16 protein-coding genes are annotated in these 13,322 nt (G+C 50.2%); 13 read left to right on the top strand and 3 right to left on the bottom strand.

The annotated features are described in order from the left end of the window. The first annotated feature begins 24 nt into the window (after positions 1 to 24). The 8 genes from cmk (at position 25) to RC73_RS01530 (ending at position 6,570) form a co-directional block, all read left to right on the top strand. Positions 25 to 720: a (d)CMP kinase gene (gene cmk, locus RC73_RS01565; RefSeq protein WP_039033034.1), complete on the top strand. Its 696-nt coding sequence runs from the start codon at positions 25 to 27 to the stop codon at positions 718 to 720. Positions 721 to 819: 99 nt separating this feature from the next. Next, positions 820 to 2,487, top strand: a complete 1,668-nt coding sequence (gene rpsA / locus RC73_RS01560) for a 30S ribosomal protein S1 (protein WP_025010414.1) — start codon at positions 820 to 822, stop codon at positions 2,485 to 2,487. Between the two features lie 70 nt (positions 2,488 to 2,557). Further along, on the top strand, positions 2,558 to 2,845 hold the full coding sequence (gene ihfB, locus RC73_RS01555; protein ID WP_025887377.1) for an integration host factor subunit beta: 288 nt from the start codon (positions 2,558 to 2,560) through the stop codon (positions 2,843 to 2,845). Positions 2,846 to 2,967: 122 nt separating this feature from the next. After that, positions 2,968 to 3,237 carry a LapA family protein gene (locus RC73_RS01550; RefSeq protein WP_039032984.1) on the top strand — a complete coding sequence of 90 codons (270 nt, stop codon included), beginning with the start codon at positions 2,968 to 2,970 and terminating at the stop codon, positions 3,235 to 3,237. Between the two features lies 1 nt (position 3,238). Continuing rightward, positions 3,239 to 4,399 carry a lipopolysaccharide assembly protein LapB gene (gene lapB, locus RC73_RS01545; protein WP_039032983.1) on the top strand — a complete coding sequence of 387 codons (1,161 nt, stop codon included), beginning with the start codon at positions 3,239 to 3,241 and terminating at the stop codon, positions 4,397 to 4,399. 21 nt (positions 4,400 to 4,420) lie between these two features. Further along, positions 4,421 to 5,116 (top strand): orotidine-5'-phosphate decarboxylase, encoded by a 696-nt coding sequence (gene pyrF / locus RC73_RS01540; RefSeq protein WP_039032982.1) that lies wholly within the window; start codon positions 4,421 to 4,423, stop codon positions 5,114 to 5,116. Positions 5,117 to 5,187: 71 nt separating this feature from the next. Beyond that, complete coding sequence (locus tag RC73_RS01535; RefSeq protein WP_039032981.1) at positions 5,188 to 6,006, top strand: SDR family oxidoreductase; 819 nt, start codon at positions 5,188 to 5,190, stop codon at positions 6,004 to 6,006. An 18-nt stretch (positions 6,007 to 6,024) separates the two neighbouring features. After that, a complete protein-coding gene (locus tag RC73_RS01530) occupies positions 6,025 to 6,570 on the top strand; it encodes a DUF2058 domain-containing protein (protein ID WP_039032980.1) in 546 nt (181 codons plus the stop codon). 3 nt (positions 6,571 to 6,573) lie between these two features. On the opposite strand, the gene RC73_RS01525 is transcribed toward RC73_RS01530, so the two are convergent. Further along, positions 6,574 to 6,774, bottom strand: a complete 201-nt coding sequence (locus RC73_RS01525; RefSeq protein ID WP_039032979.1) for a CPXCG motif-containing cysteine-rich protein — start codon at positions 6,772 to 6,774, stop codon at positions 6,574 to 6,576. A 271-nt stretch (positions 6,775 to 7,045) separates the two neighbouring features. Here RC73_RS01525 and thrS point away from each other — a divergent pair, with 271 nt between their 5' ends. The 4 genes from thrS (at position 7,046) to rplT (ending at position 10,176) form a co-directional block, all read left to right on the top strand. Continuing rightward, positions 7,046 to 8,974, top strand: coding sequence for a threonine--tRNA ligase (gene thrS / locus RC73_RS01520; RefSeq protein WP_039032978.1), 1,929 nt, complete (start codon positions 7,046 to 7,048; stop codon positions 8,972 to 8,974). Positions 8,975 to 8,977: 3 nt separating this feature from the next. Next, complete coding sequence (gene infC, locus RC73_RS01515; RefSeq protein WP_039032977.1) at positions 8,978 to 9,520, top strand: translation initiation factor IF-3; 543 nt, start codon at positions 8,978 to 8,980, stop codon at positions 9,518 to 9,520. Between the two features lie 84 nt (positions 9,521 to 9,604). Further along, the gene (gene rpmI, locus RC73_RS01510) at positions 9,605 to 9,799 is read left to right on the top strand and encodes a 50S ribosomal protein L35 (RefSeq protein ID WP_025009728.1); all 195 of its coding nucleotides are present in this window, start codon (positions 9,605 to 9,607) and stop codon (positions 9,797 to 9,799) included. Between the two features lie 17 nt (positions 9,800 to 9,816). Then, on the top strand, positions 9,817 to 10,176 hold the full coding sequence (gene rplT, locus RC73_RS01505; protein ID WP_025009729.1) for a 50S ribosomal protein L20: 360 nt from the start codon (positions 9,817 to 9,819) through the stop codon (positions 10,174 to 10,176). Positions 10,177 to 10,317: 141 nt separating this feature from the next. Here the strand turns inward: rplT and trxB are convergent, their stop codons facing one another. Beyond that, a complete protein-coding gene (gene trxB, locus RC73_RS01500; RefSeq protein WP_039032976.1) occupies positions 10,318 to 11,271 on the bottom strand; it encodes a thioredoxin-disulfide reductase in 954 nt (317 codons plus the stop codon). A 143-nt stretch (positions 11,272 to 11,414) separates the two neighbouring features. Beyond that, positions 11,415 to 12,530 carry an alanine dehydrogenase gene (gene ald, locus RC73_RS01495; protein WP_039032975.1) on the bottom strand — a complete coding sequence of 372 codons (1,116 nt, stop codon included), beginning with the start codon at positions 12,528 to 12,530 and terminating at the stop codon, positions 11,415 to 11,417. Positions 12,531 to 12,710: 180 nt separating this feature from the next. Here ald and lrp point away from each other — a divergent pair, with 180 nt between their 5' ends. Next, positions 12,711 to 13,214: a leucine-responsive transcriptional regulator Lrp gene (gene lrp, locus RC73_RS01490; RefSeq protein WP_025009731.1), complete on the top strand. Its 504-nt coding sequence runs from the start codon at positions 12,711 to 12,713 to the stop codon at positions 13,212 to 13,214. Positions 13,215 to 13,322 lie beyond the last annotated feature (108 nt).

The raw sequence follows: 13,322 nt of genomic DNA, 5'->3' as shown, positions 1-13,322 counted from the left end.
ATGATAATTACTGCGGAGGAATTTATGTCTGAACGGGCGCCTGTTGTCACAATTGACGGCCCAAGCGGTGCGGGAAAAGGCACTATAAGTCAGTTGCTTGCCAACAAACTTGGATGGAAACTGCTCGATAGTGGTGCCATATATCGAGTGCTGGCACTTGCCGCTATTCACCACGATGTGGAACTGGATAACGAAGAAGCCATCACCCTGTTGGCCGCGCACCTGGATGTACAGTTTCTGGCGGGAGCCGGAAATGAAGCCATAAAAGTGGTGCTGGAAGGCGAAGATGTCAGCCATGCCATTCGCACTCAAGAATGTTCTGACGCAGCCTCAAGAGTGGCGGCGTTTCCCCGGGTGAGAGAAGCCTTACTCAGAAGGCAGCGCGCTTTCAGAGTTGCCCCCGGGCTTATAGCTGATGGCCGGGATATGGGAACCGTTGTTTTCCCGCATGCACCGGTCAAATTATTTTTGACAGCCTCGGCTGAAGAAAGGGCCCAGCGGCGCTATAATCAGTTGCAGGACAAGGGCTTCGATGTTAATATCGAGCGTCTTTTAACCGAGATCCAGGAAAGAGATCACCGGGATATGAATCGCGCAGTAGCGCCTTTGGTGCCCGCTGAAGATGCCCTGGTGATAGATACTACTGGACTCGGAATTGAGACTGTGCTGGAGCTGGCGCTCAGGCACATAGTTGACAAATTATCTGACGTCAGTCTCTGAGACTGGCGGGATAGGCATTCGCCACAGGGAAGAGGCGAGTTATTTTACTGACTCCACGTTCAGGATAGATACGTGGTTTATTACTTAAAGTTAATTAACATGACTGAATCTTTTGCTGATCTGTTTGAACAATCCCTTCAACAACTGGAATTCCGCCCAGGTTCTATCGTTCGTGGTACTGTAGTTGCCATCGAAAACGGTATGGTACTGGTTGACGCCGGTCTGAAATCTGAGAGCCCAATCCCAGCTGAGCAATTCAAAAATGCTCAAGGTGAACTGGAAATCGCCGTTGGCGACCAAGTTGACGTTGCGCTGGATAGCGTTGAAGACGGTTTCGGTGAGACTCAACTGTCTCGCGAAAAGGCTAAGCGCCACGAAGCCTGGATCGTTCTGGAAAAAGCTTACGAAGATGCTGAAACTGTAATCGGTGTCATCAATGGCAAGGTTAAAGGCGGTTTCACCGTTGAGCTGAACGGTATCCGTGCGTTCCTGCCTGGTTCTCTGGTTGACGTTCGCCCAGTACGCGATACTGCTCACCTGGAAAACAAAGAACTGGAATTCAAAGTTATCAAGCTGGACCAGAAGCGCAACAACGTTGTTGTTTCTCGTCGTGCTGTTATCGAATCTGAAAGCAGCGCTGAGCGTGATGCTCTGCTGGAAAACCTGCAAGAAGGTCAAGCAGTTAAAGGTATCGTTAAGAACCTGACCGACTACGGTGCATTCGTAGATCTGGGCGGTGTTGACGGCCTGCTGCACATCACCGACATGGCTTGGAAGCGTGTTAAGCACCCATCTGAGATCGTGAATGTTGGTGACGAAATCAACGTCAAAGTACTGAAGTACGATCGCGAGCGCACTCGTGTATCTCTGGGTCTGAAGCAACTGGGTGAAGACCCATGGCTGGAAATCAGCAAGCGCTACCCAGAAAACACTCGTCTGACTGGTCGCGTAACCAACCTGACTGACTACGGCTGCTTCGTTGAAATCGAAGAAGGCGTTGAAGGTCTGGTACACGTTTCTGAAATGGATTGGACCAACAAGAACATCCACCCATCCAAGGTTGTTAACCTGGGTGACGAAGTTGAAGTTCTGGTTCTGGACATCGATGAAGAGCGTCGTCGTATTTCTCTGGGTCTCAAGCAGTGCAAGACCAACCCATGGGAAGACTTCGCTAACCGTTATGCCAAGGGCGACAAAGTTACCGGTAAGATCAAGTCTATCACTGACTTCGGTATCTTCATCGGTCTGGACGGCGGCATCGACGGTCTGGTTCACCTGTCTGACATCTCTTGGAACGGTAGCGGCGAAGACGCTGTTGGCGAGTACAAGAAAGGCGATGAAATCACTGCAGTGGTTCTGTCTGTTGATCCAGAGCGTGAGCGTATCAGCCTGGGTGTTAAGCAGACTGAAGACGATCCATTCAACGCCTACCTGGCCGACAAGAAGAAAGGTACCATCGTAGTTGGTACTGTTACTGCTGTTGACGCCAAAGGTGTTACTGTTGAGCTGGCTGACACTGTTGAAGGTTACATCCGTGTATCTGACATCAGCCGTGACCGTGTTGAAGATGCATCAAGCGTCTACAATGTAGGTGACAGCGTTGAAGCCAAGTTCATGGGCGTAGATCGCAAGAACCGTGCAATCAGCCTGTCTGTACGTGCTAAAGACGAAGCTGAAGAAAAAGAAGTGATGGCTAACCTGAACAAGCAGGATGACGCTATCATGACTAATGCAATGGCTGAAGCGTTTAAAGCAGCTCGTAAGTAAGTGCCTGTAGTACAGGGGGCTTGCCCCCTGTTAGGTGACTGTGTTTGGCTTGATAATAGGGGTAGCTAGGATGACTAAATCCGAACTGATCGAAAAACTCGCCAGTGGGCAGTCGCAACTGTCGGCGAAAGAAGTAGAAGGCGCCATCAAAGAGATGTTGGAGCAAATGGCTAAAACATTGGAAAGCGGTGATCGCATAGAGATCCGTGGCTTTGGCAGCTTTTCACTTCACTATCGTGCACCTCGCACTGGTCGTAATCCCAAAACGGGAACATCAGTCGAGTTGGATGGCAAGTACGTCCCGCACTTTAAGCCAGGCAAAGAACTGCGCGAACGCGTTGACGCTTATAACCGTTAATCGCTGTTGTATTAAAAGCCTCCGAAAGGGGGCTTTTTTATGCCCGGAGCTTGGCTAAAGCTGGTCAGCTCAGTCAAATTACTGGATAATCAGAACATTGAAACGCGTTTATGGAGTGCAACGTGAAGTCATTTGTCGCAACCGTACTGGTGGCAATGTTGTTTGTAGTGGCACTGGTATTTGGCTCTCGCAATGAACAGCTGGTCACCATCAGTTATTTTGTGGCACAGGGAGAGTTCCGTTTGCCTGTGGTGTTGGCCGTGGTGTTTCTGGCGGGGTTTATCCTCAGCTGGGTCATTGCTTTCTACTACATAATGAAGTTGAAGTTGTCATTGCGTAATGCCCGTAAGAAGATCCAGACATTAACGCAGCAGCAGGGGCAAGACGCCTAGTATGCTCGAACTTCTCTTTCTGTTGCTGCCTATTGCTGCGGCTTACGGTTGGTACATGGGCCGCCGCAGTTTGAAGCAGAAACAGAATTCAGCACAAAAGAAACTGAGCCGAGACTACTTCACCGGGCTCAACTTTCTGCTCTCCAATGAGTCGGACAAGGCTGTTGATCTCTTTATTAGCATGTTGGATGTCGATGATGAAACCATAGACACTCACCTGTCTTTGGGTTCCTTGTTTCGCAAACGGGGTGAAGTAGATAGATCTATTCGTATTCACCAAAACCTGATAGCCAGGCCCAATCTCGCCACCGAGCAAAGAGACATGGCGATGATGGAGCTGGGTAAGGACTATATGGCCGCCGGGTTCTACGATAGGGCTGAGGAGATTTTCCTTAACCTGGTCAGTCAGGACGATCACAGCGAAGAAGCGGAAACCCAACTGATCTCCATTTACCAAACCACCAAAGATTGGCAAAAGGCGATAGATATCACCAAGCGCTTGCCACGAAAAAGCCAGCAGGGTCTGAAACCCGTCATCGCCCATTTCCATTGCCAATTGGCCGAAGAAGCCGACGAAGAAGCGGGTAAACTCAAGGGCTTTCAAGCCGCACTCAAGCAAGACCCTCAATGTGGCCGCGCCTTGTTGTCACTGGCCAACGCTTACCTCGACGCAGGGCAGTTACCTCAGGCCAAACAGATGCTCAATCAACTGATTGACGCCGATGCCGAGCTTTTTGCCGATGCACTCGCCTGTGCCCGCCAGCTCTATCAAGAGCTCAAGGATATTGAAGGTTATCGCGAACTGTTGGCTCACGCCATAGATAAGGGCGCGGGTGCGTCGGTTGTGGTGGCATTGGCGCAGCGTATGATTGAAGACGGCGATATCAAAGGCGCCGAAGACATGGTGATGCAAGCTCTCTATCGTCACCCCACCATGCGGGGGTTCCAGCACCTTATGCAGATGCACATCAAGCAAGCTGAGCAGGGCCAGGCACGAGATAGCCTGGCGATGCTGGAAAAATTGGTAGAGCAACAAATTAGATTCCGTCCAAGTTACCGCTGCCGGGAGTGTGGTTTCCCGGCACATACCTTGTATTGGCACTGCCCATCCTGCAAGAGCTGGGGCAGTATTAAGCGGGTTCGCGGTTTGGACGGTGAATAACCCTCAGATAACGGAGTAAAAATGACAGAGACACCTATTGTGGTCGCCTTGGACTTTGATAATAAATTCAAAGCATTGCAACTTATTGATAAGTTGGATCCGTCTATGTGCCGCCTTAAGGTAGGCAAAGAGATGTTTACCCTGTTCGGGCCTCAACTGGTGAAAGAGATCCATGACCGAGGGTTTGAGCTGTTTCTGGACCTGAAGTTTCACGATATTCCCAACACAGTGGCCAAAGCGGTAGCTGCCGCCGCCGAAATGGGGGTGTGGATGGTGAATGTCCACGCCAGTGGCGGTCTCGCCATGATGGAAGCTGCCCGCCGGGCCTTATTACCTTACGGGGATAACGCCCCCTTGCTGATTGCTGTTACTGTGCTGACGTCAATGAGCGACGATGAGCTCAAGCTTATTGGTGTTGAAGGCAGTGCTGAAGAGCAGGTTCGAAGACTGGCGTGCCTGACGCAAACAGCCGGTCTCGATGGTGTGGTCTGCTCGGCCCGAGAGTCCAGTATGCTCAAGGCCGAACTTGGCGCTGATTTCAAACTGGTGACTCCGGGTATTCGTCCGGCGGGCAGTGACGCCGGCGATCAAAAACGCATCATGACCCCGGCCGAAGCTATGGCCGCGGGCTCAGATTATCTGGTCATAGGTCGACCCATTACTCAAGCGGCCGATCCTTTGGCGACATTGCAGGCGATACATCAATCGTTGGCATAAACTTGCGACATACCGGCGACTTGCAGTATGGACCGGAATAACGAATGATCAGTGGATAGGAGAGAAGCTCAATGTTCGATTATCAGGGTAAGTATGTAGTGGTCGTCGGGGGTACCAGCGGCATCAACCTTTGTATCGCCAAGGCGTTCGCAGTAGCCGGTGCCCATGTGGCGGTTGCCAGCCGTAACCCGGAAAAAGTGGCAGCCGCAGTGGCGTTATTGAATGAAGCCAATCCGCAAGGTCAACATCTGGGCCTGAGCTTCGATGTCAGGGATTTGCCGGCACTCGAGCAAGGCTTTACCGTTTTGGCCCAGAGTTTCCCGCATATTGATGTGCTTGTCAGTGGCGCCGCCGGCAATTTCCCAGCCAGCGCCGCCAAACTCAGCGCCAACGGTTTCAAATCTGTCATGGATATCGATTTGTTGGGCAGTTTTCAGGTGTTGAAACAAGCCTATCCTATGCTTAAGCGCCCTGGCGCCAGCATTATTCAAATTTCGGCGCCGCAGGCGTATATTGCCATGCCGATGCAGGTCCACGTTTGTGCCGCCAAGGCGGGAGTCGATATGTTGACCCGCACACTGGCGTTGGAATGGGGGCCTGAAGGCATACGGATAAACTCCCTGGTGCCTGGTCCAATTGCCGGTACCGAAGGATTTAATCGCTTGGCGCCGTCGGCGCAGTTGCAACAACAGGTGGCAGAGAGTGTACCGTTAAAACGCAATGGTGAGGGCGAAGACTTGGCCAATGCCGCACTCTTTATGGCCTCGCCAATGGCTTCCTATATTACCGGAACCATATTACCGGTCGACGGCGGTTGGTCGCTTGGCGGTGCCAGTGCGGCCATGAGTCAACTCGGGGCGCTGGCAGCAAAGCAAGAATCAAGTAAGTAGCAAGAGAGAGATTATAAAATGGCAAACGCATTACAGGAACAGTTGCTTAAGGCGGGGCTCGCCAGCAAGCAAAAAGTTCGCGATGTCAAAACCCAGAAGAAACGTAACCGCAAGTCCAATATTGATGATGGCTCTGCTGAGCTGAAGGCGCAAATCGCACAGCAGAAAAAGCAGCAGGCAGAAAAGGATAAGGCACTCAACGAACAACGCTTTGCCGAGGCCACAGAGAAAGGCTTGGTTCGTGGCCTGGTCACAGAGGTTAAGCAAAATGCGGTGGCGCTGCCGAAAGATGGCGAAATCAAGTTCAACTATACGTTGGAGAACAAGATATACCCATTGTATATCAATGAAAAACTCCAGAATCAGCTACTTGGTGGCCGTTTGGGGATAGTGCGAATCGAGCAAAGCAGCTATCTGGTGCCCCATAAACTCGCCGAGCGGGTCAATCTGTTGGTGCCGACTTGGTGTGGCTATTTGTGGCAAGCCGAGAACAACGCGGAGCCAGTGCCGGATGAAGAGGACCCTTACGCAGATTATGTCATTCCGGACGATCTTATGTGGTAACTCTCAGTAGAGCTGTTCGTCATCGCCATCGACGTACAGCTCTATCATATGCCTCTGGTCATTGATGTGCAGCCTCATGTGGATGGGGTTGCAGCATACCCGACAATCATTGTAAAACTCCTGGTCGCCGCCGCTGGCATCGAGCTCTACTTTTTGATGGTGGCCACAATGGGGGCAACAAATAGTTTGACTTTTGAGTTGCATAGTTTCCTCCTCCGCCGTTCAGCACTATGCCTTTGGACGATAGAACCCAAGCTCACAACATAAAGTAAGTATAGCCCCGGCCTGTGAGCCAAAGCTTATTCATTGAATGTTTTTGGGTTGCGTGGGCCGGGCCTTATCCCGTAAAATTACCAGTCTGCCCGGCGGAGACCTTAAGGCTCCTGTACTGCCTTAACCCAAGGGCTAACATACTTTTTTATCATTGATAACCAAGTGGCCCTACGTGTGGGTCACCACTGGACAAGGAATTTTCATGCCTGTAATTACACTTCCCGATGGGAGCAAACGCGAGTTTGCCAACCCAGTCTCTACACTCGATGTTGCTGCTGATATTGGTCCTGGCCTGGCGAAAGCCTGTATTGCCGGACGAGTCAACGGCGAGTTGAAAGATGCCTGTGATCTGATCGAAACAGATGCAGAACTGTCGATCATCACGGCCAAAGATGAAGAAGGGCTGGAAATCCTTCGTCACTCTTGCGCGCATTTGTTGGGTCATGCGATCAAACAACTGTGGCCCGAAACCAAGATGGCGATTGGTCCTGTTATTGATAACGGCTTCTACTATGACATCGACCTGGATCATAAACTGACCCAGGAAGATCTGGAGAAGCTGGAAAAACGCATGCTGGAACTGGCCAAGACCAACTATGACGTAGTCAAGCGCGTGGTTAGCTGGCAGGAAGCCCGTGATACTTTTGAATCTCGCGGCGAGCCTTACAAAGTGGCAATCCTGGACGAAAACATTAGCCGTGATGCCACTCCGGCACTGTATCACCACGAAGAATACACAGACATGTGTCGTGGTCCTCATGTGCCCAACATGCGTTTCTGCCATTTCTTTAAACTGATGAATGTTGCCGGCGCCTACTGGCGTGGTAACTCAGACAACAAGATGTTGCAGCGCATCTATGGTACTGCCTGGGCAGACAAGAAAGCGCTCAAGACTCATTTGACTCGCTTGGAAGAAGCGGCCAAGCGTGACCACCGTAAAATCGGCAAGCAGCTGGACCTGTACCATATGCAGGAAGAAGCGCCGGGCATGGTGTTTTGGCATAATGACGGCTGGAGCGTATTCCTCGAGCTTGAGCGTTTTATTCGCCAGAAGCTGAGCCAGTACGACTACCAGGAAGTGAAAGGCCCGCTGATGATGGACCGTGTGCTGTGGGAACGTTCAGGTCACTGGGATAAATACGCCGAAGCGATGTTTACAACCAGCAGTGAGAACCGCGAATACGCCGTCAAGCCGATGAACTGCCCCGGTCATGTGCAAATCTTCAACCAGGGCCTCAAGTCTTATCGTGACCTGCCGCTGCGGATGGCCGAGTTCGGCTGCTGTCACCGTAATGAGCCTTCAGGTGCCTTGCACGGCCTTATGCGGGTTCGTGGTTTTACCCAGGACGATGCGCACGTATTCTGTACTGAAGAGCAGGTGCAATCCGAAGTCAGTAAGTGTATCAAGATGGTGTACGACACCTATTCCACTTTCGGCTTCAGCAATATCGTGGTTAAGCTCTCTACCCGTCCAGAAAAGCGTATCGGTGATGATGCCATGTGGGATAGGGCAGAAGAAGCTCTGAAACAAGCGCTGCGCAGCAACGATATTGAATTTGAAATCCTGCCCGGTGAAGGCGCCTTCTACGGTCCTAAAATCGAGTTCACTCTGCACGATTGTCTGGACCGTGCCTGGCAGTGTGGTACAGTGCAGCTTGACTACGCTTTACCAGGTCGTCTGGGCGCAACTTATGTTGCCGAAGACAACAGCCGTCAGACTCCTGTGATGATCCACCGTGCGATTTTGGGCTCTTTGGAGCGATTCCTCGGTATTCTCATCGAAGAGTTCGCCGGTCGTTTCCCAACCTGGCTGGCCCCTGTACAGGTTGTTGTTATGAACATAACAGACAAACAAGCTGATTATGTTGAAGAAGTAGTCGAATTCTTCAAGGAACAGGGCATACGTGCCTCTAAAGACTTGAGGAATGAAAAAATAGGCTTTAAAATACGCGAGCACACTTTGAGGCGGGTTCCTTATTTGCTGGTCATAGGTGATCAGGAGATGGAAAATCGGGAAGTCGCTGTGCGTACCCGAGACGGGGTGGACTTAGGTAAGATGCGAATCGATGATTTCGCCGCTAAGGTTAAGCAACAAATTTCGCTCCGTAGTCTTGAATTGTTGGAGGATTAGGTCATAAAGATCAAAAAATCAGCAGGCCGTCAGGCGGCCCCGAATAGAATTAATGAAGAAATTACCGGCGTACCTGAGGTACGTTTGAATGGCGTTGATGGTGAAGCCATTGGTATCGTCAGCATCAAAGAGGCTCAGGAAGTAGCCGATGAGGCAGGTCTGGATCTGGTTGAGATCAGTCCTAATGCTGAGCCGCCTGTATGCCGTATCATGGACTACGGTAAATATCTGTTCGACAAGGCAAAAGCCCAGAAAGAACAGAAGAAGAAGCAGAAACAGATCCAGGTGAAGGAAGTTAAATTCCGCCCTGGTACTGATGAAAACGACTATCAGGTAAAACTACGCAACCTGATTCGTTTTCTAGAAGATGGAGACAAAGCGAAAGTTACGCTGCGTTTCCGCGGACGCGAAATGGCACACCAGAACCTGGGTATGGATCTTTTGAACCGTATCAAGGCCGATCTGGAAGAGTATGCGGTTGTTGAATCCTTCCCGAAAATGGAAGGTCGACAAGCCATCATGGTGCTGGCGCCCAAGAAGAAATAGCAGGGCAACCCTGAAAAGTAGCAAAGGTCTACGGGCCTTTGCTCGCCTTGCGTTTTATTAATATCCCAATGCGGAGTTTTAGTAATGCCTAAAATGAAAACCGACAAGGGTGTAGCGAAGCGTTTTAAGAAAACCGCCAATGGTTTCAAGCGTAAGCAAGCCCATCTGCGTCACATCCTGACCAAGAAGAGCACCAAGCGTAAGCGTCATCTGCGCGCCAAGTGTTTAGTTGCCAAAGCTGACGTGCCAATGATTGCACGCCAACTGCCATACGCTTAATTAGGAGGAATTGAAAAATGCCAAGAGTTAAGCGTGGTGTAACTGCACGAGCTCGTCACAAGAAAGTTCTTAAACTTGCCAAAGGTTACTACGGTGCCCGTTCACGTACTTTCCGTGTAGCGGTACAAGCAGTAACCAAAGCAGGTCAATATGCTTACCGTGACCGTCGCCAGAAGAAGCGTCAATTCCGTCAACTGTGGATTGCACGTATCAATGCGGCTTCTCGTCAGAATGGTCTTTCATACAGCCGTTTCATCAACGGTCTGAAAAAGGCGTCTATCGAAATCGATCGTAAGATTTTGGCAGACATCGCTGTATTCGACAAAGTAGTGTTTGCTACTCTGGTAGAAAAAGCGAAGGAAGCACTGGCAAACTAATCTCTCAGGAGATAAGTTGTAGTTGCTGTTAAAAAGGGACTTAAGGTCCCTTTTTTCATGCCTGTGATTTACTTATATTTTAACGTCTCAGACAAAAAAGCCAGTCATCAATGACTGGCTTTTTCAGTATATCGGCAGAGCTTATTTCTGGGCATCCAGGAAGCGCTCGGCATCCAGAGCCGCCATACAACCGGTTCCGGCTGAGGTGATGGCCTGACGGTAGTGCTGATCCATCACATCGCCGGCGGCGAATACGCCTTTGACGCTGGTCTGGGTGGCATTACCGTTAAGGCCGCTTTCGACCTTGATATAACCGCCATTCATCTCCAACTGGCCTTCGAAGATACCTGTGTTGGGACTGTGGCCAATGGCGACAAATACCCCAGCCACTTCCAACTCGGAAATACTGGCGTCTTTGGTGCTCTTCATCTTGAGTCCGGTAACCCCCATGGCATCGCCAGTCACTTCATCGAGAGTCCTATCCAGATGCAAAATGATATTACCGTTTTCGACTTTATCCATCAGACGGTCGATAAGAATTTTCTCAGAGCGGAAGCTGTCACGGCGATGGATCAAGTGTACTTCAGCCGCGATGTTGGAAAGGTAGAGCGCTTCTTCAACCGCTGTGTTACCACCGCCGATCACCGCCACTTTCTGGTTGCGGTAGAAGAAACCGTCACAGGTGGCACAAGCAGATACACCACGGCCCTTGAAGGCTTCTTCAGATGGCAGACCGAGATACTTGGCCGAGGCGCCGGTAGCTATGATCAGCGCATCACAGGTGTATTCACCGTTGTCACCTTTCAAGGTGAAAGGGCGCTGCTGCAGGTCAACTTCATTGATATGGTCAAAGATGATTTCGGTATCGAACTTCTCGGCATGCTTTTGCATCCGTTCCATTAGCGCAGGACCTGTCAGGCCTTCGGCATCGCCGGGCCAGTTTTCGACTTCGGTCGTTGTGGTCAACTGGCCACCCTGTTGGATACCTGTGATCATCACTGGCTTGAGATTGGCGCGGGCAGCATAAACGGCTGCGGTATAGCCGGCGGGGCCAGACCCCAAGATAAGTAGGTTACAATGTTTGGCTTGGCTCATTTTATTCTCTCCGTGCCTTGGCAAATAGCAGCGATTGTAGGTAATTTCCCCCAAAGGGTAAAGCGCTTGGAACAGAATCTTCAAGATTGGCTTAATCGAAAAAAAGGAGCCCTTGGGCTCCTTTAACGCTATAACTAATTTATTTACTGTAACAGTTCGTTGGCAGCGGTATAAGGCATATTGTGTGCTACAGCGACTTCTTTACAGGTGATCTTACCGTGCATCACGTTAAGACCATTTTGCAAGTGCTTATCAGACAAGAGCGCGTCGCGGTAACCCAGACGGGCCAGCTTGAGAATGTAGGGCAGGGTTGCGTTGTTCAGGGCAAAGGTGGAAGTACGCGCCACAGCGCCCGGCATATTGGCCACACAGTAATGCACTACATCATCGACGATATAGGTAGGATCTTGGTGAGTTGTGGCATGAGAGGTTTCCACACAACCACCCTGATCTATGGCGACATCCACTATCGCGGCACCTGGCTTCATCTTCTTAATATGTTCTCGGGTAACCAGCTTGGGCGCCGCCGCCCCGGGGATCAGCACGCCGCCGATGACCAGATCGGCTTCCAGCACATGTTTCTCAATGGCGTCTGCCGTAGAATAGATAGCCTTAACTTTGGAGCCAAACTGTACGTTCAAACGACGCAGTGCATCAATAGAACGATCAAGCACCACTACATCGGCGCCCATACCGACTGCCATTTGTGCGGCATTGGTTCCAACCATACCGCCACCTATGATCACAACTTTGGCTGGCTCAACTCCGGGAACACCACCGAGCAACATGCCCAGACCACCCATGGATTTTTCCAGCGCCATTGCTCCGGCCTGGATGGACATACGTCCGGCTACTTCTGACATGGGAGCCAGCAAAGGCAAGCCACCACGATCATCGGTAACTGTTTCATAGGCGATACAAACAGCGCCGCTGCTAATCAGTTCTTCTGTCTGGGGCAGATCAGGGGCAAGGTGCAGATAGGTAAAGAGGATCTGATCATGGCGCAACATGGCACGTTCTACGGCCTGTGGCTCTTTGACTTTGACAATCATCTCAGCCTTGGCAAAAACCTCGGCGGCCGTGTCCAAAATGGACGCTCCGGCATTGATATAGTCTTGATCGGTAAAACCGATCCCATTACCAGCATTCGTTTCGATAAAAACCTGATGGCCATGCATAGTGAGCTCGCGTACGCTGGACGGCACCATACCCACGCGATATTCATGGTTTTTGATTTCCTTTGGAACACCAATTATCATTTTCGAGCCTCAATATACTAAAAAACCCACTTTTAATGGGCATAATTGTTATTTTATAGTGACCTGAACGTGATCAATTCAGGAAAGTCTAGTATAGTATTGCCCGGGCAGATTATGCTGCTAAACTTGTGACATACGCAAAATTAAATGTTGTTTTAGTGATAAAACAAGGTTAAAAATATGGTAAATAATAAAAAGAGTCCTGTAAAAGACTTGGATCGTATCGATCGTAATATTCTTAATGAACTGCAAATTGACGGTCGCATTTCCAACGTTGAGCTTTCCAAACGTGTTGGTTTGAGTCCAACACCCTGTCTTGAACGCGTTAAGCGTCTTGAAAAACAAGGCTACATTAACGGTTATACCGCACTGGTCAACCCGCACTTTTTAGGTGCATCTTTACTGGTGTTTGTTGAGATCACCCTTAACAGAGATACTCCCGAAGTCTTTGATAAATTTAACCGTGCAGTACAGCTTTTGGATGATATTCAGGAATGTCATCTGGTATCCGGCGATTTCGATTATCTGCTCAAGACCCGGGTGTCGGATATGTCTGCTTACCGTAAATTATTGGGCGAAACCCTATTGAAATTGCCTTCCGTATCCGATACCCGTACCTATGTGGTAATGGAAGAAGTGAAGCAAACCAGTAAAGTAGCCATCAGTATTTCAGCCGAAGCTTGATCCCGATATCGTCCTCGAAAAAGGAGTCTATTTGGCTCCTTTTTCACCACTGCTGTTTGCTTTTTAATCCGGAATAGAAAGTCTAATACACAAAGTCTCCTTATCCAC

The sequence above is a fragment of the Shewanella sp. ECSMB14102 genome, assembly GCF_000813075.1.
Classification (GTDB): Bacteria; Pseudomonadota; Gammaproteobacteria; order Enterobacterales; family Shewanellaceae; genus Shewanella; species Shewanella indica.
This window is presented reverse-complemented; position numbering and strand designations above follow the sequence as displayed.